The 22,600-nt window shown below is 62.0% G+C and carries 29 protein-coding genes and 1 tRNA gene; 22 read left to right on the plus strand and 8 right to left on the minus strand.

Translation table 11 applies throughout. The features are described 5' to 3' along the window. Positions 1-46 precede the first annotated feature (46 nt). The gene (locus ABIB56_RS06000; RefSeq protein WP_354568152.1) at positions 47-751 is read right to left on the minus strand and encodes a response regulator; all 705 of its coding nucleotides are present in this window, start codon (positions 749-751) and stop codon (positions 47-49) included. Next, on the minus strand, positions 748-2,355 hold the full coding sequence (locus tag ABIB56_RS06005; RefSeq protein WP_354568154.1) for an ATP-binding protein: 1,608 nt from the start codon (positions 2,353-2,355) through the stop codon (positions 748-750). The genes ABIB56_RS06000 and ABIB56_RS06005 overlap by 4 nt, the downstream gene beginning before the upstream one ends. Positions 2,356-2,518: 163 nt before the next feature. Here ABIB56_RS06005 and ABIB56_RS06010 point away from each other — a divergent pair, with 163 nt between their 5' ends. The 3 genes from ABIB56_RS06010 (at position 2,519) to ABIB56_RS06020 (ending at position 5,425) form a co-directional block, all read left to right on the plus strand. Continuing rightward, positions 2,519-3,379, plus strand: a complete 861-nt coding sequence (locus ABIB56_RS06010; protein WP_354568156.1) for an ABC transporter ATP-binding protein — start codon at positions 2,519-2,521, stop codon at positions 3,377-3,379. Next, positions 3,376-4,272, plus strand: coding sequence for an ABC transporter permease (locus ABIB56_RS06015; protein ID WP_354568158.1), 897 nt, complete (start codon positions 3,376-3,378; stop codon positions 4,270-4,272). The genes ABIB56_RS06010 and ABIB56_RS06015 overlap by 4 nt, the downstream gene beginning before the upstream one ends. A 61-nt stretch (positions 4,273-4,333) precedes the next feature. After that, positions 4,334-5,425 (plus strand): ABC transporter substrate-binding protein, encoded by a 1,092-nt coding sequence (locus tag ABIB56_RS06020; protein WP_354568159.1) that lies wholly within the window; start codon positions 4,334-4,336, stop codon positions 5,423-5,425. A 406-nt stretch (positions 5,426-5,831) separates the two neighbouring features. On the opposite strand, the gene ABIB56_RS06025 is transcribed toward ABIB56_RS06020, so the two are convergent. Both ABIB56_RS06025 and ABIB56_RS06030 read right to left on the minus strand, forming a co-directional pair. Next, positions 5,832-6,545 carry a PASTA domain-containing protein gene (locus ABIB56_RS06025; RefSeq protein WP_354568161.1) on the minus strand — a complete coding sequence of 238 codons (714 nt, stop codon included), beginning with the start codon at positions 6,543-6,545 and terminating at the stop codon, positions 5,832-5,834. Between the two features lie 154 nt (positions 6,546-6,699). Then, positions 6,700-6,918: a hypothetical protein gene (locus ABIB56_RS06030; protein WP_354568162.1), complete on the minus strand. Its 219-nt coding sequence runs from the start codon at positions 6,916-6,918 to the stop codon at positions 6,700-6,702. A gap of 184 nt (positions 6,919-7,102) precedes the next feature. Here ABIB56_RS06030 and ABIB56_RS06035 point away from each other — a divergent pair, with 184 nt between their 5' ends. The 16 genes from ABIB56_RS06035 to ABIB56_RS06110 all read left to right on the plus strand — a co-directional run bounded on the left by ABIB56_RS06035 (position 7,103) and on the right by ABIB56_RS06110 (position 17,750). Further along, positions 7,103-7,351 carry a hypothetical protein gene (locus ABIB56_RS06035; protein WP_354568163.1) on the plus strand — a complete coding sequence of 83 codons (249 nt, stop codon included), beginning with the start codon at positions 7,103-7,105 and terminating at the stop codon, positions 7,349-7,351. A 13-nt stretch (positions 7,352-7,364) separates the two neighbouring features. Next, positions 7,365-7,601, plus strand: a complete 237-nt coding sequence (locus tag ABIB56_RS06040; RefSeq protein ID WP_354568164.1) for a hypothetical protein — start codon at positions 7,365-7,367, stop codon at positions 7,599-7,601. After that, positions 7,601-8,026: a hypothetical protein gene (locus ABIB56_RS06045; RefSeq protein ID WP_354568165.1), complete on the plus strand. Its 426-nt coding sequence runs from the start codon at positions 7,601-7,603 to the stop codon at positions 8,024-8,026. Before ABIB56_RS06040 ends, ABIB56_RS06045 begins: the two co-directional genes overlap by 1 nt. Positions 8,027-8,087: 61 nt before the next feature. Further along, positions 8,088-8,549: a hypothetical protein gene (locus ABIB56_RS06050; protein WP_354568166.1), complete on the plus strand. Its 462-nt coding sequence runs from the start codon at positions 8,088-8,090 to the stop codon at positions 8,547-8,549. 209 nt (positions 8,550-8,758) lie between these two features. Continuing rightward, the gene (locus ABIB56_RS06055; RefSeq protein WP_354568167.1) at positions 8,759-9,130 is read left to right on the plus strand and encodes a hypothetical protein; all 372 of its coding nucleotides are present in this window, start codon (positions 8,759-8,761) and stop codon (positions 9,128-9,130) included. A gap of 52 nt (positions 9,131-9,182) precedes the next feature. Beyond that, a complete protein-coding gene (locus ABIB56_RS06060; RefSeq protein ID WP_354568168.1) occupies positions 9,183-9,383 on the plus strand; it encodes a helix-turn-helix domain-containing protein in 201 nt (66 codons plus the stop codon). Between the two features lie 41 nt (positions 9,384-9,424). Next, positions 9,425-10,264, plus strand: coding sequence for a toprim domain-containing protein (locus ABIB56_RS06065; protein WP_354568169.1), 840 nt, complete (start codon positions 9,425-9,427; stop codon positions 10,262-10,264). Next, the gene (locus ABIB56_RS06070) at positions 10,261-11,472 is read left to right on the plus strand and encodes an AAA family ATPase (protein WP_354568170.1); all 1,212 of its coding nucleotides are present in this window, start codon (positions 10,261-10,263) and stop codon (positions 11,470-11,472) included. The genes ABIB56_RS06065 and ABIB56_RS06070 overlap by 4 nt, the downstream gene beginning before the upstream one ends. Then, positions 11,469-11,828 carry a hypothetical protein gene (locus ABIB56_RS06075; RefSeq protein ID WP_354568172.1) on the plus strand — a complete coding sequence of 120 codons (360 nt, stop codon included), beginning with the start codon at positions 11,469-11,471 and terminating at the stop codon, positions 11,826-11,828. The genes ABIB56_RS06070 and ABIB56_RS06075 overlap by 4 nt, the downstream gene beginning before the upstream one ends. Positions 11,829-12,025: 197 nt before the next feature. Continuing rightward, positions 12,026-12,454 (plus strand): hypothetical protein, encoded by a 429-nt coding sequence (locus ABIB56_RS06080; RefSeq protein WP_354568173.1) that lies wholly within the window; start codon positions 12,026-12,028, stop codon positions 12,452-12,454. 83 nt (positions 12,455-12,537) lie between these two features. Continuing rightward, on the plus strand, positions 12,538-13,218 hold the full coding sequence (locus ABIB56_RS06085; RefSeq protein ID WP_354568174.1) for a hypothetical protein: 681 nt from the start codon (positions 12,538-12,540) through the stop codon (positions 13,216-13,218). 201 nt (positions 13,219-13,419) lie between these two features. Then, positions 13,420-13,746: a hypothetical protein gene (locus ABIB56_RS06090; protein ID WP_354568175.1), complete on the plus strand. Its 327-nt coding sequence runs from the start codon at positions 13,420-13,422 to the stop codon at positions 13,744-13,746. Continuing rightward, positions 13,746-14,399: a recombinase family protein gene (locus ABIB56_RS06095; RefSeq protein ID WP_354568177.1), complete on the plus strand. Its 654-nt coding sequence runs from the start codon at positions 13,746-13,748 to the stop codon at positions 14,397-14,399. Before ABIB56_RS06090 ends, ABIB56_RS06095 begins: the two co-directional genes overlap by 1 nt. A 234-nt stretch (positions 14,400-14,633) precedes the next feature. Beyond that, on the plus strand, positions 14,634-14,888 hold the full coding sequence (locus tag ABIB56_RS06100; protein ID WP_354568178.1) for a hypothetical protein: 255 nt from the start codon (positions 14,634-14,636) through the stop codon (positions 14,886-14,888). Continuing rightward, positions 14,888-16,027 (plus strand): tyrosine-type recombinase/integrase, encoded by a 1,140-nt coding sequence (locus ABIB56_RS06105; RefSeq protein WP_354568179.1) that lies wholly within the window; start codon positions 14,888-14,890, stop codon positions 16,025-16,027. Before ABIB56_RS06100 ends, ABIB56_RS06105 begins: the two co-directional genes overlap by 1 nt. A gap of 457 nt (positions 16,028-16,484) precedes the next feature. Beyond that, positions 16,485-17,750 carry a DUF6575 domain-containing protein gene (locus tag ABIB56_RS06110; protein ID WP_354568180.1) on the plus strand — a complete coding sequence of 422 codons (1,266 nt, stop codon included), beginning with the start codon at positions 16,485-16,487 and terminating at the stop codon, positions 17,748-17,750. Positions 17,751-17,827: 77 nt separating this feature from the next. Here ABIB56_RS06110 and ABIB56_RS06115 read toward each other — a convergent pair. Together ABIB56_RS06115 and ABIB56_RS06120 are read right to left on the minus strand one after the other, a co-directional pair. After that, positions 17,828-17,900: transfer RNA gene (locus ABIB56_RS06115), tRNA-Lys, on the minus strand. An 81-nt stretch (positions 17,901-17,981) separates the two neighbouring features. Beyond that, positions 17,982-18,143, minus strand: coding sequence for a hypothetical protein (locus ABIB56_RS06120; RefSeq protein WP_354568182.1), 162 nt, complete (start codon positions 18,141-18,143; stop codon positions 17,982-17,984). A gap of 105 nt (positions 18,144-18,248) precedes the next feature. On the opposite strand from ABIB56_RS06120, the gene ABIB56_RS06125 reads away from it, so the two are divergent. The 3 genes from ABIB56_RS06125 (at position 18,249) to ABIB56_RS06135 (ending at position 20,650) form a co-directional block, all read left to right on the plus strand. Then, positions 18,249-18,878 carry a DNA-directed RNA polymerase subunit beta gene (locus ABIB56_RS06125; protein ID WP_354568183.1) on the plus strand — a complete coding sequence of 210 codons (630 nt, stop codon included), beginning with the start codon at positions 18,249-18,251 and terminating at the stop codon, positions 18,876-18,878. Positions 18,879-19,235: 357 nt separating this feature from the next. Next, positions 19,236-19,841: a sigma-70 family RNA polymerase sigma factor gene (locus ABIB56_RS06130; protein ID WP_354568184.1), complete on the plus strand. Its 606-nt coding sequence runs from the start codon at positions 19,236-19,238 to the stop codon at positions 19,839-19,841. Further along, positions 19,838-20,650 (plus strand): anti-sigma factor, encoded by an 813-nt coding sequence (locus ABIB56_RS06135; RefSeq protein WP_354568185.1) that lies wholly within the window; start codon positions 19,838-19,840, stop codon positions 20,648-20,650. Before ABIB56_RS06130 ends, ABIB56_RS06135 begins: the two co-directional genes overlap by 4 nt. Positions 20,651-20,712: 62 nt before the next feature. Here the strand turns inward: ABIB56_RS06135 and pstB are convergent, their stop codons facing one another. Together pstB and pstA are read right to left on the minus strand one after the other, a co-directional pair. Further along, on the minus strand, positions 20,713-21,492 hold the full coding sequence (gene pstB, locus ABIB56_RS06140) for a phosphate ABC transporter ATP-binding protein PstB (RefSeq protein WP_354568186.1): 780 nt from the start codon (positions 21,490-21,492) through the stop codon (positions 20,713-20,715). Positions 21,493-21,518: 26 nt separating this feature from the next. Next, positions 21,519-22,580 carry a phosphate ABC transporter permease PstA gene (gene pstA / locus ABIB56_RS06145; RefSeq protein WP_354568287.1) on the minus strand — a complete coding sequence of 354 codons (1,062 nt, stop codon included), beginning with the start codon at positions 22,578-22,580 and terminating at the stop codon, positions 21,519-21,521. Between the last annotated feature and the right edge of the window lie 20 nt (positions 22,581-22,600).

Consider the following 22,600-nt stretch of genomic DNA (forward strand, 5'->3'; position numbering starts at 1 on the left):
GTTGTCTGTGACAGCCTTAATTAGCCCGGGGTTGTCGTGCCAACCTCTACTGGTCGGTCCTCCGTCGGCGGAGTGAATAGCGGTGCTCCGGACGACCGGTTCGGCCGTAGCGCAGCTCAAGCGCGATCGCACCACTCTGCTCGAGCTGAGTAAGGGAACGCTGGGCGGTGGCACGGCTCATCCCGAGATCCTCGGCAATCTCGGTGGCTGACAGGGGTGTATTGCTGGCATTGAGCGCGTCATACACGCCCTGGAGCGTCGGGGCCAGGCGGCTGAGCTCAGGGCGCAGCGGTGCAGCGGTGGGTCGCATCAGGTCGAAGATGTGGTTGATGTCACCCTGGGTCGCTTCGTCAGGCAGTTCGTCGATGTGGGCCGATGCGTCACGGTAGGCGACCAGCCGCTCTGCGAGCTGCGCGAAACTGAACGGCTTGACCAGATAGTGCGTCACCCCGAGTCTCAGAGCTGCGCGTACGTTGATCACGTCGTTGGCCGCCGAGATCACCATCGCGGCGGGTGGTGACGGCCACCGGAGCATCTCCTGCAGCGTATGCAGGCCATCCACGTCGGGGAGGTAGATGTCCATGAGAACGAGATCGGGTTGCAGAGACTTCGCGAGCTTGAGCGCCTCGGCCGAGGTGTGTGCCTTGCCGACCACGCGGAAACCCTCGATGCGTTGCACGAAGGCTTCGTGCAGGGAGGCAACACGGAAGTCGTCGTCGACGATGAGGACGGTCATCGGCTCAGGAGTCATGAGAGTACCTGTGGGGTGGGAACGGGCGCGAGCGGCAGTACCACGGTGAACGTGGCACCCGGTCCCTCGGAGACCGTGATCGACCCCTCGAACCTACCGACCGTCCTTTCAACGAGAGAGAGACCGAGTCCGATATGCCGCACTACCGAGCCTCGCTTGGTCGTATAGCCGTTGCTGAAGATCTGGGGGATAGCGCCGTCGGGCAGCCCGGGGCCACTGTCGCTGACCGAGATGACCAGCGATTCCAGCGCCTCCACAACACTCACCGCAACTCGCCGCGGCGGTCGGCTCTCTGAGAGGGCGTCGAAGGCGTTGTCGATCAGGTTGCCGAGGATCGTAGTCAGCGCCTGCACGTGGCCGGGAGCCTCACTCAGTCGGGATTCGGGCGAGATGGTGAAGTCGATGCCACGTTCGTGGGCTTCGGCCGCCTTGCCCAACAGCAGCCCGACGATCTGGGGGGCCTCGATGTAGCTGCGCAGGGTCTGATCGAAGTCGGCGGTGCTGCCGCGAATCTCCTCGATGTACTCGAGGGCTTCCCCTGGTCGTTCGAGTTCGAGCAGGCCGGCGATCGCATGCAGGCGGTTGGCGAACTCGTGCTGCTGCGCCCGGATCGATTCGGTGAAACTGCGCTCACCATCCAACTCCCGCGTGAGTGCCTCCAGGTTCGTCTGGTCCTGGAGGGTCACAACGGAACCGTGCGGTCGACCAGCCAGAACGACGGGCATCCGGTTGATCACCAGGCAGTAGTCGTCAGTGACGACGATGGCGTCAGCGACGACGGAGGCACCGGCGAGCGCTTCCGAGAGCGGACCCTCACCGAGTATCTCGTCGAGGCGGTGGTCAATGGCATCCGATCGCAGGCCAAGCAGGCGCCGGGCCTCGTCATTGATCACGGTGATCCGGCCCGCCGCATCGAGGGCGATGACTCCCTCCCGGATGCCGTGCAGCGTGGCCTCGCGCTCCTGGAACAGCCGCGCCACTTCATCGAGCTCGAGGCCGAAGGTGCGCCGCTTCAGGATCGTGGCCAGTGCGAACGACGCGAGAGCGCCGATGGCGAGCACCGCGGCGACCCAGATGCCGTAGGTGGGCAGCTGGGCCAGCAGCTCGCTCGAGACCGAACTCTCCTGGATACCCACAGAGACTTCGCCGATCAGGGTCCCGGCCAGGGAATACAGAGGGACACGCGCGCTGGCGTTGACGCCGGTCGCACCCGCATCCACCCCCAGGTGCACCTTGCCGTCGAGCGCGACGATGGGCTCCGAGACCTGCTTTCCGATGAGCTCGGCGTTGGGGTGGCTGTGACGGATCCGTTGCATGTCGATGAGCACCACATACGAGGCGCCGGTGCGGGCAGCGGTCGCTGAAGACACGGTCTGGAGCATCGGCTGGCAGGCCGGATCCTCAGTCGCCATACACTCCTGCACGGATGGATTCTCGGCAAAGGCCTGCCCGATCGCCGCCGCTCGCGACTGGTACTCGTGATCGAGGTTGGCGCGAGCGGTGGCGGCGAAGAGCGCGAAGCCCACGGCGAGGGACACGACCAGAATCACCAACTGCGCCAGGAAGATCTGGCTCGAGAGTTTTCTGATCCGTCGTCGCATCATGCTTCATTATCGCCGCGCTCGACCCAACCCGCATCTGATCAGAATGCAGGAAACTCCCGGTAATGCGCAGAACAGGCGAATGGCGCACAAGCGCGACGGAGGGCGGTGCGCGGGGGCAAGATTCCTGACACACGCACCACATAGACAGAGAGGTCTTAAGCGCATGGGCACACCCCTACCCCCCGCGACACGGAGCGCCGGCGCCGGCGGAATGGACGATGCCGCTCGCATCGACATCATCGGCCTGACCAAGCGCTATCTGACCCCGAAGGGCGAGACGTTCACGGCCATCAACGACGTGAGCTTTGCCGTCGAGCCCGGCCAGTTCTGTGCGATCGTCGGCCCGACCGGATGCGGTAAGTCCACGACTCTGGCGCAGGTATCCGGTCTGGAACGCCCGAGCGAGGGTTCCGTGCTGGTCGGTGGCCAGCGCGTGGACGGCATCACCAGTGGCGTGAGCTACATGTTCCAGGCGGATTCGCTCTTTCCCTGGAAGACAGTGCTCGGCAACGTGATGATGGGCCCGATCCTGCTGGGCACTCCGAAAGTGGAGGCGACGAAGGTCGCGCTCGACTGGGTGCGCCGCGTAGGTCTTGCCGGTTTCGAGGACCGCTACCCCCACCAGCTCTCCGGCGGCATGCGCAAACGTGTCTCAATGGCGGCCGCGCTGATCAACCGGCCGCGCATCCTGCTCATGGATGAGCCATTCGGCGCGCTCGATGTGCAGACGAAGGCGATCATGCAGGGCGAACTCCTCCACCTCTGGGAGGAGTTGCGCCCTTCGGTGCTCTTCATCACCCATGATCTGGATGAGGCGGTGACGCTGTCGGATCGAGTGGTCATCATGACCAGCAGCCCAGGCACCATTAAAGACACCTTCGACATCGACCTGCCGCGCCCGCGCGGCGATGTGCAGACACTGCGCCACGAGCCGCGCTTCCAGGAGATCCAGGGTCAGATCTGGGCGTCATTGAAAGACGAAGTCACTCGGGCGTACGAGGTTTCTTCGGCGGTGGCGGCATGAGCGTGCTCAGGCAGCAGAACGAGATTCAGGCCGAAGCGGCCGCAATCCCTCTGCTGCAGTCCGAGTCGTCGCTCCACGAGACGGCCAGCCGCGCCCGCAAACGCAGGACGACCTGGGTGTGGACCGGTCGCGCGCTCGTCATCATCGTCGTGCTCGGTGGATGGCAGTGGTTCACGACCGTCGGCTGGGTCGACAAGTTCTTCTACGGTCAGCCGAGCGACATCTGGAACAGTCTCGTCGTGCTGTTCACGGAGGGCACCGCGTTTGGCTCGATCTGGGAAAACATCTGGGTGACCGTTCAGGAGGCGCTGTACGGCTTCCTGCTCGGTACCGTCGGCGGGATCATCCTGGGTATCCTGCTCGGTTCGAACCGCTACCTCTCTGACGTGCTCAACCCCTACATCAAGGTCGTCAACTCGGTGCCACGCATCGTGCTCGGCTCGATCTTCATCGTGGCATTCGGCCTGGGGATCTTTCCCAAGATCCTCCTCGCCGCCGTGCTGGTCTTCTTCGCCGTCTTCTTCAATGCCTACCAGGGTGTTCGCGAGGTCGATCAGAACCTGGTCGCCAACGTGCGTGTGCTCGGCGCCTCGCCTCTCCAGATCGCCCGGCATGTCACCATCCCCTCGGCGATGACCTGGATTATCGCCAGCCTGCACACCGCATTCGGATTCGCCATCATCGGCGCGCTCGTCGCCGAAGTGCTCGGGGCCCAGAAGGGCATCGGCCTGATCATCAGCCAAGCCCAGGGGCATTTCGACCCGAACACCGTGTTCGCCTGCATGGTCATCATGGCCGTCGTCACGCTGGGCGCCGAGTACCTCATCACCCTCTTGGAAAAGGTCGTTCTCAAGTGGCGTCCGCCGTCGCGCTACGAGGCGCAGGCGATCTGAGTCTCCCCGTTCCCCACCAGTCCGCCGGAATCCCCCGGCACCATGAAAGGAATCACACAAGATGAACAAGCGCAGCATCGTCGCTGTCGTCGCAGCAACAGCAGCAGCAGTGTCGCTGGGACTCGCAGGTTGCAGCAGCAGTCCGTCCACCTCGAGCTCGGGTTCGAGCGCCGCCCTCCCGGTCGTCAAAATGATGGTAGGAGGCATTGACAAGCAGATCTACCTCCCGTATCAGCTGGCAGAGAGCCTCGGCTATTACAAGAAGTACGGTGTCGACATGCAGCTCTCCACCGAGCAGAACGGTGGTGTCGGAGCGGAGGAGGCGATGGTCTCCGGCTCGGTGGATCTCTCGGGCGCCTGGTATATCCACGCGATCGACTTCCAGTCCAAGGGCAAAAAGGTCATTAACCTCATGCAGCTCTCGGGAGCGCCGGGTGAGCGCCTCATGTGCAGCCCGAAGGCGAACATCAAATCGCCGACCGACCTCTCAGGTAAGAAGCTCGGCGTGACCGACCTCGGTTCGGGCACCGATGAACTGACTCAGTTCATCGCCTCGAAGGCCGGCGTCAAGAAGACCGACTATCAGACCGTAGTCGTCCACGCCGGTGCGACTGCTATCGCGGCAATTCAGCGCGGTAGCGCAGATTGCGTGATGACCACGCAGCCCACCGTCGGAGCGCTCGAGTCGCAGAAGCTGGCGACGTCGGCGGTCGACCTCGCGAGCACGAAGGGCGCCAAGGCGGCCCTCGGCGGTGCCTGGCCCGCTGCCGGCCTGTTGGCACAGGAGTCCTGGGTCAATTCCCACAAGGCTGTCGTGCAGAAGGTCGTGACGGCGCTCACCGCGACGATGCATTGGATGAGCACCCACACCGCCCAGGATGTCGCCGACAAGCTGCCTAAGTCGTTCGTGCAAAACGCGACGATCTCTAAGGCGGACTACGTGAAGGGTCTCCAACAGGACTACGGCCAGTTTCTTCCCGACGGCCTGATGCCGGCCGGCGGTCCGAAGACTGTCTTCCAGATGGAGAACGCGATCGGCGTCGACACCTCGAAGATCAAGTTCACCGACACGTTCACCAACGACTACGTGAACGTCGCGCTCAAGCAGCTGGGCATCACGCCGACGACCACCCCGGCCGGCGCCAAGGGCTGATCCGCTTTGCCGGATGACGGCCCCTCGGAATCGCCCGGCACGGGCGGTTCCTGGGGGCTGTTTCCTGTCGCTCAGCGGTTCGACTCTCCCAGCCGCGAGAGCGTGCCACCGCCGAGCTTCCTCAGCCAGATGCTCCTGCAGCGATGACACTCGGCGTCTACAGTGGCCTGTTCGGCGATCATGAGGGTGGGCCCCGTCGGGCTCGAACCGACGACCCACGGATTAAAAGACCGAAGTAGTAGGGTCTCTGGTTCAGGCTAACTTGATCCGCCGTGGCCCTGCTTCGCCCGATCTCGCCCCGAATCTCAGGGATTTGTGAGGCCTTACCGGATACGCGTGGGCCACCTCGGTTTAGCTCAGAGAGGCGTGGTCCGACCGGATTTGGACCGGCTGTTCAAAGAGGCCGCTATTGATTCAGGAGCGGGACTTCACTCCGAGCAGCGATCTTTAGCGACGAACCGTCCGTCGCCACTACCTGCACAAATTTGAGCGAGGTGAGCTTGGTTCCTACTAGCGAGAACATTGCGGTCGCTGCCCTGGCTCCCATCACCCGCGCGTCGGCGTCATTGGGAATCTGCAACGTGACCACAATTGTGTTGGGCACTGGCTGCGTAAATCCGTTGACGTAGCACCCCCACAATGTCGGATCGGTGCAAAGTTCCGCGAAGCTCGACTTCACGCCCATCTGCGCCTTGAGCTCCGACTCGAACTCTGCCGTCAGCGCTGGGTCGACAGCAGGCGACGTCGCGACGGAGATAGCTCGCTTGACGACCTTCAGCTTGATGACGGTGCCGACCTTCGCCTTCGTGCCCGCTTTCGGAGACTGAGACTTGACCTTCCAGTTCGCGGCTAACCAAACGGAACTGCCCTTCGGCGCGAGGAACTTCGCTTTGAGCCCAGCAGACGCGAGAGCCTTCTTCGCCTTGTCGCCGGACTTGCCGACGACCTTGGGGACCTTGATGGTCTTTACGACCTTGACCTCCGAATCGGAGTGGCTGCTGGCACCTGATTCGGCAGCAAGCGCAGAGGTCGAGCCTGCTCCGATGGCGAGCGCCATCCCGACGAAGACTGCCACAGCGGCGAGCCTGATCGACAGTGCTGAATGGTTGCTAATTCGCATGGGTCTGCTTTCGAGTCAGATCGAGCTTATTGGCGAGGACACGAGTATCGCTCGCCCCAGTTCGGGTAACACGTCTCCGGCTCAGAAGGATGGCTCTAGACGCCCGAATGCCCTAGAAACGGAGGCGCGGCTGAGCTAGCCAGTCTTCAGTCGGCTATCTCGGACGGAAGGTGCGCTTGCCGACCTGACGCTCGCCGGTGTCGTAGTCGGTCTCTCCGATCCGCTCAGCCAGCCCCTCCTGACGCATCTCCCGCGCTGCCTGACTCGCGGTCAGCGGGACGCGTCGCCCGTCTGGGGTGGTGCGGTTGTCGCTGCCGCCGCCGTACTCGGTGAACTGCTCTCGGCCGCTCTGGTTGGTGTATCGCTTGCCCATTTGTTGTCTCCCTTGTTGAGCCCTAAGCCTCGCTCGGAGTGTGTTCTCCCCGCTCGATCCGCAATGTGCACTCACGGCTCGACATTGGCCTTTCGCTAATTGGGATTTGCCGGGGTGGGCGCTCCAGCGGGGAGGACAACTTACCGGGTAGATTTACCTCACTAACAGAAAGTGAGTGAAACTCATGGGACGACGAGGACAGCAAGCCGGAGACAACTCGGTAGTGCTCGAAACCACCATCTCGCCCAACCTCGACAACGCCCTGACGCAGCTCGTTGCGCTGAGCGGGGTCAGCAAGGCGACCCTCGTGCGCAACGGATTGCACACCTTCCTGTCGGGGGTCGGGGTGCTCTACCCAGAGCTGAACGACACCCTCAGCCCGACAAAAACCTCTGGTCGCACTCGCGTCCAGAAGGCCACCTTCACCGAATAAGGAGCAGCGAATCATGTCCATGGAACTACCCAAATATCCGGCGGGAGCGGGACCGGCCATCGGTCACCGGCTCCGGCAGCGGCGACAGGAGACGGCAGCAGCCCGCGCCGACCTGAGCTACGAGCTGGCCAAGCTCGAAGACCAGGCCGCGACCACCTTCGCCGACCTCGACGCGAGGGAGGCCACTCGGCAGCGGCTCACCGGGTTGGCCCGAGAGCAGCGCGAAGTAAACCGAGGGGCACGAATCTGATGAAGGACAGCCCGCACGTGGCTCGGCAGAACGCCCGAGCACGCAAGTACAACAACTCCGCCGACGAGCGCGCTGCTGTCACCGCAGTGGACGAGGCCGTATTCGACAAAGTCCGACAGGTCGAGGCGTGGACCGTCGAGAACGCGAACAACTTCTTGGCCGCGAGTCAGGGGTCGCTCTCCGAGGCTGCGCAACTGTCGGCTGAGCTGAACGCTCTGCGCAACGATCTCGACTACACCGACCGGGTCGCCCCACGTGAAGCCGGAGCGCGCTACGCGGTGTTGCAGTCACGGGTGGCGGAGGTCACCGCCAAGCTCGACCGCATCGACCGCGAGAGCGAATGGCTAGAGGAGAAGGCTGCGGACCCGTATGCCAACTACCTCGGCATGCTCGAAAAGTTCCCCGTCCTCCGACCGGACCTATAGCCCCTCAACGCAGGAAGCCCCCAGCTAACGAGGCCGGGGGCTTCCAAGGAAGGTTTCAGAAATGAGCAACGTTCAATACTCTACCCCAGCGACCACTATGGGCGCGTATTACGAGCGATCGGCATGGGTCCAGTTCAACCTTGTCGAACTTCTCGCCCCGCTGGTCACTCCGACGCGGCACCTGACCGATACCGAAAAGTCAACGTTGCGGGTGGTCGTGCCGAATCTCGCCGACCTCCCCGCAGGCAACTCGATCTTGAACGAGGCGCAGTATCGGCTCTGCCTGATGGAACAGCGCGGCTGGCTCCACGGCACCAGCGGTCACGAACTCGCCTCGATCCTCCAACGCCTCGGTTGGCCGGAGCACCCGGCGAAGCTGAATCGGCGCGGCTGGGAACTGCTCCGCCAACTAGATGAACTGGACATGGTCCAGATTTGGATCTCAGCGGAGGCATCCCCAGCAGACCCGATGCGCCGCCGGACAATGCGCCTGCACACCCGCTGCTTGGAGCTAGTGCGATGACGTGCAAACAGAGGATTTTACACCCAGTCTGCCCGCTCCTGCCCGCTTTGAACGCGCCGCGCCGCAGCGCTGCCTTCGCCTTCAGAATCAAGTTGCAGGATTGGCCCTCGGATGGGTTATGGTCATCTCTGTCGGGTCGCCCAGAGTCGCCCACAGCAGTAAAGCCGTAGGCTTAAACGAACCGAAACAACCTGAGGAGGTGGAAGCACATGAAGTCATCAACATTCGTTCTGCGGGGAGTCAAATCTGAGTACACCGCGCCGAGTGACATGCCAGCGCAGTCGCGCAAAATGCGCCGTGCGTCCACCTATGTCAACCTCGGCGACGACTGGACCTACTGGGTCGAGGCTGAGCACTCGGAGCGGATCGCATCTGCGCGCACCCTCGCCTTCGCCCTAGTTATGCCTTCCTCGATCGCGCACCAAGAGCACGTGTCCCGGCTCGTCGCACGCAACGCTGCGTCCGCGCCTATCGCCTCGACTGCCCCCGATCTTGTCCTCGCCAGTGCCTCACCCAACTCCCCAAACACCTCGCTCGCCGCGCATTCCAACGCGGTCGGGCTGGAGGCGATAACGCGCTAGACCTCCACTAAACCTCGACCGCTCAAGCACAACTTGAGTAAGAGGTTTAGAAATGTCCAAGCAGGTTCCGGAGCCAGAACTCCTCCTCGGCTACGACGAGGCCAGCACCTATCTATCGGCTACCCCAAGGCAACTGCGCCGCTGGGTAACCGAAGGCAAGATCGCCTACATCAAGCAGGGTCAGCGGTGCTACTGGACCGTCGCCATGCTCGACGCGTGGCGTGCGTCTGTCACCTTCAACCCCAGTAAGTAGTCGGTCGGAAAATGAGCAGCGCCCGGCCATCCCGGCGCGTCATGAAACGACGCGCCCCCTCCCAAATCCAGGCAATCCTCTCGCCCTTCTTCGTCGGTGCAGTTTCCGATGATGGAGAGCAGCGCATGTTCTGCCCTGTGTGCGAGGACCCCGACGACAGCCGTTCGCCGTCGGCTAGTGTCAACCTTGGCAAAGGCGAGTGGAACTGCTTGAAGGGCAACCACGGCGGTTCGGTGCTGACGCTTGTCTCGTCGCTAAGGGGAGGTTCTGCCCCTGCGGCGTCAGCGGTGCCGAAGAAGACCACTCCGAAGGCTCCAATCAAGCACAAGCCAATGGAGAATCAGGACCGCCCGCAGCAGTGGCATGACAATCTCATGCATCCGGGCAGCGCGGAGCGGCTCGCGTACCTCACGGATGTGCGCGGCTTCACCATCGAGAGCATTAAGCGCTGGCTGCTCGGGTGGGACGGGCAGCGTTACACCTTCCCAGTGCGACCGAGCTTCAGTCCGTACATCAACACTCGTCGTTATCTGCCCGGAGGCAGTCCGAAGACTCTGAATCTCCCCGGGCACGGCACAAACATCCTCTATCCGCTGGAGGCGCTGCGCGGGAACACCCTTCCGGTGCTCCTTGTCGAGGGCGAGCCGGACGTTGTCCTGGCGAATCAGGTTCTGGCTGGCGAGTTCGTCGCACTGACAGGAACAGGCGGAGCCCCCAACCCACCCAAGGACCTCACTCCGTTGTCTGGTCGTGAGGTGTTCATCGTTTACGACGCCGACGACGCTGGGCGCGCAGGCGCGGAAAAGATCCTCCCGCTGCTGTTGGCAGTCGGGGCTAACGCTCGCATCCTCGACATAGCCAGATTCGAGATAGCAGAATGAGCGGCCTCGACTTCTCAGACCTCGTGATGAAACACAATGTCACTCGCGAGGACTGGATAGCGGCTGTCGAAGCAGTGCGAAGCGAATCCAACGCGGAACCTCTTGACGAGATACTGGCCAAGATCGAGCAGATGTTCCTCGTGGCGGACGATATCGCCCTCGATCACCTTGAGGACATGCTCTCCGACGAGGACATAGCCGCTCTCGACCCGCCCAGCTTCATAGTCGATAGGTGGTTCCCGAGAGGGTTCTACTCCTGCGTGTACGGAGCGCCCGGGGTCATGAAGACCTTCAACCTCCTAGACGTGTCCCGACGGGTACGGGCAGGAGGCTCCTGGCACAGCAACTCCGTAGAGCAGGGCAGCACTCTCTTCTATCAGGGCGAAGGCCTCCAACAGCTCCAGGACCGTATTGCTGCGTGGAGCGAGTTCTACCCCGGTGAGGAACTGACGGATGGGCGATCCCTAGCGCGGTTCGTGGACATGACGACCCCGACGGGCGTGGCTGCGGTAATCCGCACGGTGCTCGGCTTTCAGCAGCAGACCGGGCAACGCGTAGTGATGGTGCTGTTCGACCCCGCAGTGGAGTTCATGACGGGCGACGAGAACGGCGACGGTATGGACCAGCTCACGCGGGGGCTGCGGTCCCTCGCGCAGTACCTCGATATCGCCGTCGTCGTCGGTCATCACACCAACGCTGCCGAAGGCCGGTCGCGCGGTGCGGACTTTATGCGGATGAGAGCGGGGGCGCATATCCGCATGGAGGCCTTAGAGGACGGCCTCGTCGGCATAGTCCAAGAGAAGCAGAAGAACACCGAAAAGCTCGCGCTGGTGTTGGAGCCGACCCCGGTAGGCAAATCACTGGTGTTGCAGGCCCTCGAACATCACAACGCCGTCTCTTACTCCGGGCGTAAGGCTCGCTCCGGACAGGCCCAAAAGGCGGCCATCTCTCTGGACTTTTCCGCAGCGAAGGCCGAGCAGAAGTTCACCCGAGCGGACGAACTCCTCTCCTCGGCAATCCGCAGTACACCGGGCCTCGGTCGGGCTAAGGTCCTCGCCTCGTGCAAGTCGCAAGGGGTAGGAGCGGAGTTGTTGGAGACGGCCTTGGACCGGCTTATCGGTTCCGGAGTGGTGCGAGTGGAGAAGACCGGTGAGGCCAAAAACTCACCTCAGAAGCACTACCTAAATGAAATGGAGTCACCAGCATGAGCTACGAACCGTTCGACTTTCACCCTTCCACCGACTCGGGCTGGCGCGTGCACTGCGCGTGGCTGTTCGACGACGAATTCAATCAACACACCGACCCGATAGCGGGGTGGCTAGTGCAGGTCTGGGCAGGGGACGAGCGCCATCCTGCGGACTTCAACTCGCGCCGCATTGAGCCTGCGTTTATGGAGGATGGCGAGCTGATGACGATGAGCCATATCCACAAGCAGGGTCCATCCAACGCCTACTACTGGATCCTCAAGCCCGGAGAGGACGCCCCACGCCGGACGACGCCCGGGAGCAAGTGGACTCTCATATCCGCAAAGAGCGCGAAAAATCACTCAGAAAGTAACCCGTGACCCGCTGACCCGGGGTTACTTAGCGGGTCACGGGTCAAAGTAACCCGCTGGTATCAAACCGGGATACCCCGTTAGGGGTACCCAGAGGTTTGAACCTGAGGGAGACGGCAACAACCCAAATACCTCCGACAAAAGTCGAGGGCGGACTCAACGAGTCCGCAGTAAGTGCAAGACAAATTAATGCTGAGGAGCAAGAAATGACTAATACAACTATCGAGATAGCGCTCGAAGCGGAACTACTGGAGTTGGAGATGGAGAAGGCGACACAACAGGCCACCAGCTCTATTTTCCAGCACTGGCAAAAAATGCAGGCTCGCCCGAGTGCTTCGGAGTTCTTCCGACTAATCCACGAGCGCCAAGGGTCGCGGGTGGGGCGCGAGGAGCGGGACACCAACGGTCAGGAACCTATGGAGTTGATCTTCGATGCCGTGTACAGGGCCAAAGGGATCAGCAGAAGGCAGATTCTCAAGCAGTACGAGGAATCAGGAGTCGATAAGGAGGTGCTTTCGGAGGAACTTACTTCGCTGACTGCAGAGGGTTGGTTCGGCACGCAAGCAGTAAGCGAAGACGGAGTGAGCGAACTCCATTACTTCGACAACGAGGAGTTCCGGCTCCGCCAGCAGTAACAAACAACAAACCCTGAGTAGGGCAGGTGTGGACATTCCGGTCTGCACCTGCCCGCTCGGGCTAACGAAAGGAATGTGCAGTTATGTCAGAGAAGAAGTTCGTGAGGAAGGTGTCGCAACCTGAACGTAGAGCAGACCTGAAGGTAGACCTGCAAAGCAAGTATCTGGCCCCGGGACGGAAGTGTTCTGCAACCAGCAAAGCCACCGGCGAGCGATGCGGCAGATGGGCATCGCTCGGAATGGCAGTCTGTGTCGTCCATGGGGGTGCAACTCGCCGGGCCAAAACTGCAGCCGCTAAGCGCATTGCACAGGCCTCGGGCTACGCAGCAGACATGCTCGTGGAGTTCATGGCGGACCCGAAGATCGACGTTAAGCTTAGATCGAGCATTGCTCAGGATCTTCTCACAAGAGCCGGAGTCAACGGCAAGCAGGAGGTCGAGGTCATGGTCGGGCAGATGCCGAAATGGGAAGCCGACTTGCAGGAGTTGTTCGTCGTCTACCCGGACGGACCTGCAACGCCGACGAAGAATGAGGTTGTCGAGGATGCGGTGATTGTTCCGGATGAGCAGGCCGCTATCGAGGCTGCGCACGATGCTTTCAGCGAGCAACTGGAGCGGCAACGGACCTTGCGCAAGAAGCAGGGATACTCGGGTGCACCTGTCGCCCCGCCCACGGTGAAGGCCCGAGCCGTGGTGCGTAACCAGCCTCCTCGGCAGACGCGGGACGTCTCGGGACCGGACATCGAGGGACCTTACGGCTCCTAATGTGCCAGGCGCTCACAGCGAGGCCCAAATGCGGCTGTTTGCCCCCGATCTCAGGCAAGGGCCTGACCGGATGATTTCTAAGCCCTTACGCGCCGATTTCTGGGAGGTAGTAGTGAAGTTGCTGAGTGCTGGCGCTTACTTACTTCAGGCGGAAACGTCCGTCAACGCCTTACGCCTCAAACCGAACACAAGGAGACCACCATGACCATCAACAAGATTGCCCCTCGCGCAGCACAGGCCGCCAAGCCGATCAGCCATCTCATGTCCGAGTACACCGCATGGCTGAAGGCTGAGACCGGGTACGACGTGGACCCCATGTCGGTACAGCTCTCCGGCGTGCTGCGCGGCACGTTCCAGAAGAGCGCCGGGAACCAGAAGCGCATCGCCGCTGTCGCTACCCGCAAGGCAGCCGACGAGAAGGCGCGTGCCGAGCGGAAGGCCGCAGCCCCGAAGGTCGAGAAGCCCGTCGCCAAGAAGCCGGTCGCTCGTAAGGTCGTCGCCAAGGCCACGCAGAGCGAGGTGGTCTGATGCACGTTCTCGGCTATGTGCGGGTGTCCACAGAGGAGCAGGCCAACTCCGGACTGGGTGTGGAGGCTCAGGTCGCCGCGATCAACGCCGAGTGCCGGCGACGTGGGTGGTCTGTGGAGATCCTCTCCGACCTCGGTCGCTCCGGTAAGCAGGTGAACCCCGAGTTGCGTCGTGCTCTGGACCTTCTGGAGAGCGGACAGGCAGACGGTCTCGTCGTGGCCAAGCTGGACAGGCTCGCTCGCTCTGTTCAGCACGCGAGCGCCGTCATCAACACCGCGCAGGAGCAAGGCTGGACCCTCTGCGTTATCGACGGAGCTATCGACCTCACCACCGCCAACGGTCGCGCTATGGCGCAGATGCTGTCGGTGTTCGCTGAGCTGGAACGGGAGATGATCTCCAGCCGTACTAAGGATGCCCTCGCAGCGCGATCAGCCCGTGGACTGTATAACGGTCGCCGGTCCGCTATCCCGGCAGGAGTCCTCCGCCGAATCGTGCTGTCGAGGGCAGAAGGCTCCAGCTTCGGCCGCATCGCCGGTGAACTCACTGCGGAAGGTGTCCTTTCGCCCACGGGTCTGCCCGTCTGGCAGGAGTCCACAGTCCGCCGCGCATTCGCCACTGCCAGCGCTCCGGAGGTGCACCTTGCCGAGGTCTAGGACGGAGCGAATCCTCGCTGTCGAGTTGAGAGTCGGAGACGTGTTCTTTGAGTCACCCGGCAACGCAGCCCGAGTATTCGTCCGCAATGCAACGGGTCGCGGTGTGCACCTGCGAGCTCGGTACGTGTGGACTCCGGTGACCGAGTACGCGTGGCGAATCAGCTTCAAGAACGACGATCCAGTCACTCGCGTGACTCCAATAGCCACCAACAAGCACAACAGAAAGCAGTAATCATGACCACCTACACCGCAACGCCCGTCTCCGCCCTCACCACCGGCAACAAGGTCCGCGCCCTCGCGACGGTTGGACCTTCCGTATCGATGCCGGGAGCCGAGGAGTACCCCTGGACCGTCGCCCGCATTGACCGGGTCGACGTCCTCGGCACTTTGCAGGTCTGGGCGCACCCGTACGGCTCATCTATCTCCCGCGTCTCCCCTGCGCTCTACGGCACCTTCTACCCCGACGCAACAGTGTTGGTGGTGACCTGATGGCGCACGTGGCCCAAGTGGAGCGTAAATCCGGCGTCGCCTATGAAGTGCACTGGCGGCAGGGCGAGACCAAGAAGCAACGCACCTTCGCCGTCAAGCGGGAAGCCGAGCGTTTCGCCCTGAAAGTCGAGAACGAGCTAGCCGAAGGCAACACTACGGACACCCTGGTGAAGAACACCAAGACCTTCCGTGAGATCGTTGAGGCGAGCCTGCTCGCCAGCGCGCCGGGTCTGAAGCTAAGGACGAATCTGGGTTACCGGGCGATCTACGATAAGCGGATTCTGCCGAAGTTCGGGTCTCGTCGGGCATCGACGGTCACCCGTGCAGAAGTGCAGGCGTGGGTCGTGACGCTCGCAGCCGAAGGTCTGGCCCCGGCGACTGTCCATCACCACTACGTCGCGCTCAAGAAGGTGTTCCGGCACGCCATCCACGACCGATTGCTGACCTACAACCCCTGCGACGGGGTTCGTCTGCCGAAGCCCGAGACGGCGTCCGAGTTCGCGCCGGTGTTCCTCACCGTCCCGCAGGTGGAAGCGATCGCTACCCGGCTGGACTCGCAGGAGCCTTACGGCTTGATGGTCCGCTTCGCGGCCTACACCGGCCTGAGGGCTGGGGAGTTGGCCGGGTTGCGCGTGCGGGACCTCGACCTGGCCCACGGGCACGTAAGCGTCCGGCAGACCATGCAACGCATCAACGCGCAATGGATCGTAGGCACGCCGAAGTCGAAGCGCTCTACGCGGGACGTTCCGCTGGTGGATGCAACGCTGATCGCAGAACTGCGCCGGTATCGGATGCTGCATCCCCGCAGCGGCGACCCTGATGCGCTGCTCTGGCCGGGGCGCAAGGTCGGGGGAGTGGCCGAGGTGGATTACAGCCGCGTGCTCGATGTGGGCAGCTTCCGCCGCAACTACTTCCGCCCTGCGCTGCGGGCGCTCGGCTTGCAGGAGATGCGAGTGCACGACCTGAGGCACACCGCAGCGTCCCTGTGGCTGGCTGCGGGCTTCGAGCCGTACAAGGTGAGCCGCTGGCTCGGCCACGCGAGCATCACGACCACCGACACCATCTACGCCCACCTGTACCCGAGTGACTACTCGCAGCACGTGGCGCAGTTCAGCGAGTATGTCAGCCGCACGAGCTAGCCTCACGAGGTAAGGCGGCATTCCGATAGAGTCTGGCTCATGCACAGCAGCAACTCCGGGGACGCTCGATGACGTGGCCCGCTTGGTTTCCAAGCGACTGCCCGCCGGCGAGCGCTGTGCCGTCGTCGGGAACGTTCTTCAGGCTGGTGACCCACGCTCCCGTGGAGGAGTCCGACTTCTCCAGTTGGCGAGAAGAGTTTGACTCAGGATTGCGCAGACGATCGTGGTCCGATGCGAAAGAAGCGCAAGCAGCGTCATGCAGCGTATTCGCTGATCGTGAAGATATGGAAGACGTGCAAAAAGCAACTGGCGGGACAAGAGCAATGAGGATGATCGCACACGGCGATATCACCGGCTCTGGCGCCATGGAGCACACGGCAAGTGGGCGCCACGCGAGCCATCACAGCTGGTGGCGACCTACTGGGGACGTGGCCTGGTCAGGCTTCGTGGTGCTCCCATGAACTGGCTTCCGATGGACACTATCCTCGGTGAGCTTGAGATGGGTGAGGTGTTCGTCGACTACGACGGACCACGCCTCTTTAGCTTGCGATCCAAAACGGACCAAGATTATTTGGCGGAGTGGGCTGCAGGACTCGAAGATTCTGACTTGTGGCTCTATGTGCCTGTCTCAAAGCTTCGGCTATCCGTCATACGTTCCGGTGGTCTGCCCGTCCGAGAAGCCTTCGCGCATCCGGAAGGATTCGAGTACCTAGTCAAGCTTCACTTCGACCTTTCGATTGCCGACGAGGTGAGTGTCATCAGCAGATCGCAGCTGAATGACGCTTGGTTACCCGCCGACGATTTCCACCTCTCGCTCAAAGAGGCAACGCATCCTCCAGCCGTTTCTCTCGAAGAACTGGCGAGGAAGTCTTACCAAGAAGGTCGAGCGCGATTCCGCATCGAGATCGATGATCCCAACACCTTTGCTTCTGAGGCAAGGACGCGCAAGGTCGCGGCCCTACTGAATGCTGTCCAGAATGTGTTCGACAACTTTGGGCTGGTGGAACTAGATACCGAACCTCACCAGGACGGACGCTTCACCAAGCAGGTGCAGGCACGCATGGACACAGATGTTGTCGAGCTAACCGCAGCTAGTTTCGTCATCGAGCTAGGTGCGGCAGAACGCGAAGATTTGTTCGGAGACTCGCCCATCGCCAAAGTGAGCGAGCGACTCGTCAACTTGCTGGCAGTAGATATCGAACCCCAGGCGCTCCTAAACGAACTGCTCGATCTCAAGCCCCGTGCGGCAAAGAGCTTCCGGGCATTTGTAAACGAACTCGACGGCCTAGCCAGCAGCGTCACGGTCGCCTCCGCTAGTTCTGCGCGAAACGTCAAAAGCCAAAGCCTGACTTACGAGCAGATCAATAACCTCAAGAGCCTATTGAAAGAGCTTCTTCCTCCTGAAGCCCGCGAGATTCGAGGGCGAATGGTTCTGTTCGCCGGTGATTTCGAGAACCGCGAGTTCGGTCTTCGTGACTTGTTCGACCAAGAGTCTTATGACGGTCGCGTCGGAGAGCGTGCCGTGTCGCAGGTCGAGCACGCCACCCTCATGAATGTCTACGACGTCGTACTTAGCGAGTACTCGACTGTCGAGAAGGCCATTAACGAGACGAAGAAACGCTACGTACTGGACCAGCTTTCGCCAGCAACGGACGCGACGCCCGTCCCTGCAACCTTTAGCGTGCTCTCAACAGCGAGCGACATGTCTGCTCCTTGGCAGTAAAGCTAGCGTTGGACGGGTTCCGGACGGGATTTCTTCCCGCCACGTGGCCCGAAGGCCCTGCATCCCAATGAATACGGTGGGCCCCGTCGGGCTCGAACCGACGACCCACGGATTAAAAGTCCGATGCTCTACCAACTGAGCTAGAGGCCCGCGACTTAAATCTAGCGTGGATTTCTCCTGTCGAGATCCCGCCCTTGTCGAGAGAGCATCGGGGTGAAGATCGAGCTGGTGTCAGGCTCTACGACCCGAGATCATCCTGATCAACCAGGCGATGATGGCGATGACGGCGAGTACGAGGCCCACCCACAGCAGGAACTTGAGCGAGGCCACCAGTCCGCCGACGATGGCGAGCACGATAGCGACGACGACGATGACGATGAGCAGAATGTTCATTGGTGCCTCCTGTTGGTCGGACCCCCAAATTGCACGATACTCGCAATGCCACCGGCGGCAAGGGGATGGCGAGTATTGGCGTCGGAGATCAATAAGCTGGAGCGGATGTCTGACGAGTTCCATAAGCCAACCAAGTTCTCCGGCGCCAAGTTCGAGAGCCTCCAGGGCGGGGAAGACCCCGCCCAGATCAGTCGTGTCGCCCACGACACAGCCCACGCGCTGGTGAGTCGCGTGCGTGACAGCCCGGAGGACGACGTGGTCGAGCGTCTCGTCGCTTTCACCGACGAACATGGAATCGACGCGGTGGCAGAACTCTGGTCACGGGCAAACCCGCGGAGCCTTCCTGGTGCGCTCTGGCGCATCTATCTCATGCGGGCCATGGTGCGACAGGATGCCGAAGGCACGAGTTTTCTCTACCAGCGCGGCAGCGAGCTCGCCACCAGCATCGACCCGGTCGTCGCAGGAGCCACGGCACCTACCGGACCAGCCGAGATCACGGCCCTCGCCGATCAGATCCTCCGTGGACTCTTCCAGGGCGATTTCGGCATCGCTCTGGATCGCGCCGCCGCTTTCTGTCGGGTAATGAGCCTCGGATGCACCAGCGTCGCCGACGACGTCGACCTCACCTCGTCAGAGCGCGGCTCCGAACTCACCACGCGAGCACTGCGCCTCTCGCAGACGGCATCCGAGTTCACCTCCTGCGCGCGACTCTGGTGTTCGGGCACTCTCGACTGAGAGTTCCCTCGCCTCGACGGGGTACTATTGCTGGTGGCTCGCAAGGGCCGCCGCCGGGCCGCAGTAACCCCGGGCTCCAATATTCGCCGCTTCGAGCGGCCTTGCGCCGAGAGGCGTTCTGCGGCCTGGCTCACCCTTCCAAGCTGGGTGTTCCCTCGGTATGTCGGCATAGACCAATCCGTTTGAGGCTATGCCCCCGAACATTCATTGTGACCAACAGTCAGAGCGATCATTCGTACTTCGGTACGACTGTTTCGCGCCGTCTGGGTCGCATACAACTGAACACTGAAGCGAAATTCGAACGGTTCAAGTTCTGCCAATATCTCCCGATGCGCACCAGCGAGCGGATTGTTTGACATGCTTAAGCTTGTGCCCCGGGAGATAGATCGCAGCAAGGACTCTGAGTCCGTTGACCAGCCTGCCTCCAAGGAGGAGCTTCTCGGTCGGATCGCGGAGGGCGACCAAGTGGCTTTTGGCCTCCTGTACGACGAGATTTCCCCGAGAGTTTTAGGGTTGATCCGACGCTTGCTTGTTGACCATGCGCAGTCAGAAGAGGTCACCCAGGAAGTTTTTCTGGAGATCTGGCAGTCTGCGACTCGCTACGAGCCCAGCAAGGGCGGGGCTTCCACCTGGATCCTGACGATGGCGCACCGGCGTGCCGTCGACCGGATCCGGTCATCCCAGTCCAGCCGGGATCGGGACGTGAAGATCGGAATCAGGGACTACGTCTCCGACTACGACAACGTTTCAGAAACCGTAGAAATTACTATCGAACACGAAAGGGTGAAGGAAGCGATGTCGCAATTGACAGAACTACAGCGTCAGGCCGTCACCCTGGCGTATTACGGCGGCTACAGCCATAGCGAGGTCGCCACACTACTCAGCGTGCCGATCGGCACGGTGAAAACACGATTGCGCGACGGGATGATTCGTCTGCGCGATGAATTGGGGGTGGCGTCGTGACCGAACGCGACGAACTTCACCTGTTGACCGGCGCTTATGCGCTCGGTGCGTTGGATGAAGCGGAGAGAGACCGCTTCGAGGCGTACCTGATGACTTCCGAAGAGGCGAGGGCTGAAGTGGCATCCCTGTCGGACACTGCTGTCGTGTTGGGCCTTGCGTCCCAGCCCATGGCCCCTCCCGCCGATCTCAAGGCGAAGCTCATGGCCCAGATCGCGGTCACGCCGCAACTGGCCCCCGTGACCTCCAAGCCGACACTCGTGGCTGTGCCGTCACCGGCCACTGAGCGAGCGATCCGTACAATCGACATGCCGACCAGCTCTGCCGAGCGTAAGGCGAACACCCGTTGGTACATCCGGCCGGTGACCGTCCTGGTCTCCGCGGCGGCTGCTGTCGCGCTCTTCGCCGGTGGCGCCATCCTCGGCCTGTCCAACAATGCCAGCAACCAGCCGATCTCGCAGCCGGTGGTGAGTCTGGGCGAGTTGACCGGTGCCAGCGATCTGCAGCGTGCTGAGGCGTCCGTCGCTGGCGGCGGCAAGGCCACGCTGGTCTGGTCGGCCAACCTTCAGCGATCTGCCGTGATCATCGACAAGCTTCCGGCCCTGTCTGGTGACAAGACCTACGAGCTCTGGTACATCGACAAGTCGGGTGCGACGCCCGCCGGTACCTTTAGCGCTGCTGACTCCGGCAAGACAGTCCGCGTGCTCGACGGCAAGATGTCGAGCGGCGACACGGTGGGTATCACCGTCGAACCGAACGGCGGATCGAAGAAACCGACCAGCGCGCCGATCTTCGCTCTCGCCAGCGCCTGAGCACTAACGCGATGAAGGGCCCGACCGTTGCGGTCGGGCCCTTCATCGTTAACGTCTGGCGGCTATCCGAATTTGCCGGACACGTAGTCTTCAGTAGCCTGCACGCTGGGCTTCGAAAACATCGTGTTGGTGTCGTCGTACTCGATGAGCTTTCCCGGCTTGCCGGTGCCCGCGATGTTGAAGAAAGCTGTGCGGTCGCTGACGCGTGAGGCCTGCTGCATGTTGTGGGTCACGATCACGATCGTGTAGTCCTGCTTGAGTTCCTCGATGAGGTCCTCGATGGCGAGGGTGGAGATCGGGTCGAGGGCCGAGCACGGCTCGTCCATGAGCACCACGTCGGGTGCTACGGCGATTGCGCGGGCGATGCAGAGGCGCTGCTGCTGCCCACCGGAGAGTCCCATGCCGGGCTTGTCGAGGCGGTCCTTGACCTCGTTCCAGAGGTTGGCTCTCTGGAGCGACTGCTCCACGAGAGCGTCGCCATCCGACTTGGAGAGTTTGCGATTGTTGAGCGTGACACCGGCCAGCACGTTGTCGCGGATCGACATCGTGGGGAACGGGTTCGGCCGCTGGAACACCATGCCGACCTGGCGGCGCACGAGCACAGGGTCGACGCCTGGTCCGTAGAGGTTGTTACCGTCGATCAGCACCTCGCCCTCCACATGAGCGCCTGGGATTACCTCGTGCATACGGTTGAGGGTGCGGAGGAAGGTCGATTTGCCGCAACCGCTGGGGCCGATGAGGGCGGTGACGGTGCGAGGTTCGATGGTGATCGAGACACCTTCCACGGCCATAAAATCTCCGTAGAAGACGCTCAGGTCGTTGACTTCAATACGCTTTGACACTCGAGATCCTGTCTGTTCCGGCCGGGTTACCAGGCGCCCTTGGGGGCGAAAAACTTCGCGATGATTCGCGCGATGATGTTGAGCAGCACGACGATGAGCACCAGCAGCAGCGCCGCACCCCACGATGAGGCATTGGATGCGGCGATGTCCTGGCCGGGAAACTTGTACCCGGTGTAGGCGAGTACCGGGAGAGTCTGCATCGGCCCGAAGAAGGGATTCGCATTGAAATTGTCGGTGAAGCTCGCCGCGATGAAGATCGGCGCGGTCTCGCCGATCACGCGGGCGATGGCGAGCATCACGCCGGTGATGATTCCGCCGATGGCTGTCGGCAGCACGATCTTGACGATTGTCGAGAACCGGGAGACCCCGAGGGCGAAGGATGCCTCACGTAGGTCGTGAGGCACGAGCCGGAGCATTTCCTCGCACGACCTGACCACGATAGGGATCATCAGCACGGAGAGCGCAACGGATGCGGAGAAACCGCTGAAGGCCTTCGGTCCGATGATCAGGGTGAAGAGCGACAGCGCGAAGAGGCCGGCGACGATCGAGGGGATGCCGGTCATGACATCGACGAGAAAGGTGACGGTACGCGCCATCCACTGGGTGGGCCGCGCGTATTCGACCAGGTAGATCGACGTGAGGATGCCGATGGGGATCGACATCAGGGCCGTGATCCCGGTGATCTCGAGTGTTCCGACGACGGCCTGCAGCGCGCCGGCCGTGACGGCGACTTTCAGGGTCGTCGGGTCGAAGACGGCACCACCGGTCTGACTGATGAAAGTCCAGTTGAGCGTTCCGATACCCTTGGCGACCACGGTGTAGAGCGTCGAGATCAGGGGGGCGATGGCGAGCAGGAAGGCGATGGAAACCAGGCTCCGCACGATCCTGTCGACGGCCTTGCGTCGGTTCTCTGCCAGCGTCGAGATGGTGGCGAGTGCGATCAGATAGACGATGATCGAGATGAAGATCCAGCCGCCGAGGTTGAAGCCCATGAAGGCGAAGAACCCGCCACTGAGCACCAGGGCGCCAGCAAGAATATAGAACTCCACAAACCGGGGAAGCTGCCCTGAGACAAGGCCGTTGGCCATGGGGCCCTGTGGCCGACGAG

Origin of the sequence: Glaciihabitans sp. UYNi722, assembly GCF_040549465.1 — a bacterium.
GTDB lineage: Bacteria > Actinomycetota > Actinomycetes > Actinomycetales > Microbacteriaceae > Lacisediminihabitans.

Excerpts from the sequence above, each read along its gene's own strand:
- ABIB56_RS06080 (WP_354568173.1), top strand. The coding sequence starts at position 12,026 with ATGACTAATACAACTATCGAGATAGCGCTCGAAGCGGAACTACTGGAG.
- ABIB56_RS06085 (WP_354568174.1), top strand. The coding sequence starts at position 12,538 with ATGTCAGAGAAGAAGTTCGTGAGGAAGGTGTCGCAACCTGAACGTAGA.
- ABIB56_RS06020 (WP_354568159.1), top strand. The coding sequence starts at position 4,334 with ATGAACAAGCGCAGCATCGTCGCTGTCGTCGCAGCAACAGCAGCAGCA.
- ABIB56_RS06065 (WP_354568169.1), top strand. The coding sequence starts at position 9,425 with ATGAAACGACGCGCCCCCTCCCAAATCCAGGCAATCCTCTCGCCCTTC.
- ABIB56_RS06130 (WP_354568184.1), top strand. The coding sequence starts at position 19,236 with ATGCTTAAGCTTGTGCCCCGGGAGATAGATCGCAGCAAGGACTCTGAG.
- ABIB56_RS06090 (WP_354568175.1), top strand. The coding sequence starts at position 13,420 with ATGACCATCAACAAGATTGCCCCTCGCGCAGCACAGGCCGCCAAGCCG.
- ABIB56_RS06010 (WP_354568156.1), top strand. The coding sequence starts at position 2,519 with ATGGGCACACCCCTACCCCCCGCGACACGGAGCGCCGGCGCCGGCGGA.
- ABIB56_RS06070 (WP_354568170.1), top strand. The coding sequence starts at position 10,261 with ATGAGCGGCCTCGACTTCTCAGACCTCGTGATGAAACACAATGTCACT.
- pstA (WP_354568287.1), bottom strand. The coding sequence starts at position 22,580 with ATGGCCAACGGCCTTGTCTCAGGGCAGCTTCCCCGGTTTGTGGAGTTC.
- ABIB56_RS06120 (WP_354568182.1), bottom strand. The coding sequence starts at position 18,143 with ATGAACATTCTGCTCATCGTCATCGTCGTCGTCGCTATCGTGCTCGCC.
- ABIB56_RS06055 (WP_354568167.1), top strand. The coding sequence starts at position 8,759 with ATGAAGTCATCAACATTCGTTCTGCGGGGAGTCAAATCTGAGTACACC.
- ABIB56_RS06040 (WP_354568164.1), top strand. The coding sequence starts at position 7,365 with ATGTCCATGGAACTACCCAAATATCCGGCGGGAGCGGGACCGGCCATC.
- ABIB56_RS06035 (WP_354568163.1), top strand. The coding sequence starts at position 7,103 with ATGGGACGACGAGGACAGCAAGCCGGAGACAACTCGGTAGTGCTCGAA.
- ABIB56_RS06005 (WP_354568154.1), bottom strand. The coding sequence starts at position 2,355 with ATGATGCGACGACGGATCAGAAAACTCTCGAGCCAGATCTTCCTGGCG.
- ABIB56_RS06060 (WP_354568168.1), top strand. The coding sequence starts at position 9,183 with ATGTCCAAGCAGGTTCCGGAGCCAGAACTCCTCCTCGGCTACGACGAG.
- ABIB56_RS06100 (WP_354568178.1), top strand. The coding sequence starts at position 14,634 with ATGACCACCTACACCGCAACGCCCGTCTCCGCCCTCACCACCGGCAAC.
- ABIB56_RS06030 (WP_354568162.1), bottom strand. The coding sequence starts at position 6,918 with ATGGGCAAGCGATACACCAACCAGAGCGGCCGAGAGCAGTTCACCGAG.
- ABIB56_RS06075 (WP_354568172.1), top strand. The coding sequence starts at position 11,469 with ATGAGCTACGAACCGTTCGACTTTCACCCTTCCACCGACTCGGGCTGG.
- ABIB56_RS06125 (WP_354568183.1), top strand. The coding sequence starts at position 18,249 with ATGTCTGACGAGTTCCATAAGCCAACCAAGTTCTCCGGCGCCAAGTTC.
- ABIB56_RS06015 (WP_354568158.1), top strand. The coding sequence starts at position 3,376 with ATGAGCGTGCTCAGGCAGCAGAACGAGATTCAGGCCGAAGCGGCCGCA.
- ABIB56_RS06105 (WP_354568179.1), top strand. The coding sequence starts at position 14,888 with ATGGCGCACGTGGCCCAAGTGGAGCGTAAATCCGGCGTCGCCTATGAA.
- ABIB56_RS06095 (WP_354568177.1), top strand. The coding sequence starts at position 13,746 with ATGCACGTTCTCGGCTATGTGCGGGTGTCCACAGAGGAGCAGGCCAAC.
- ABIB56_RS06045 (WP_354568165.1), top strand. The coding sequence starts at position 7,601 with ATGAAGGACAGCCCGCACGTGGCTCGGCAGAACGCCCGAGCACGCAAG.
- ABIB56_RS06050 (WP_354568166.1), top strand. The coding sequence starts at position 8,088 with ATGAGCAACGTTCAATACTCTACCCCAGCGACCACTATGGGCGCGTAT.
- ABIB56_RS06000 (WP_354568152.1), bottom strand. The coding sequence starts at position 751 with ATGACTCCTGAGCCGATGACCGTCCTCATCGTCGACGACGACTTCCGT.
- ABIB56_RS06025 (WP_354568161.1), bottom strand. The coding sequence starts at position 6,545 with ATGCGAATTAGCAACCATTCAGCACTGTCGATCAGGCTCGCCGCTGTG.
- ABIB56_RS06110 (WP_354568180.1), top strand. The coding sequence starts at position 16,485 with ATGAACTGGCTTCCGATGGACACTATCCTCGGTGAGCTTGAGATGGGT.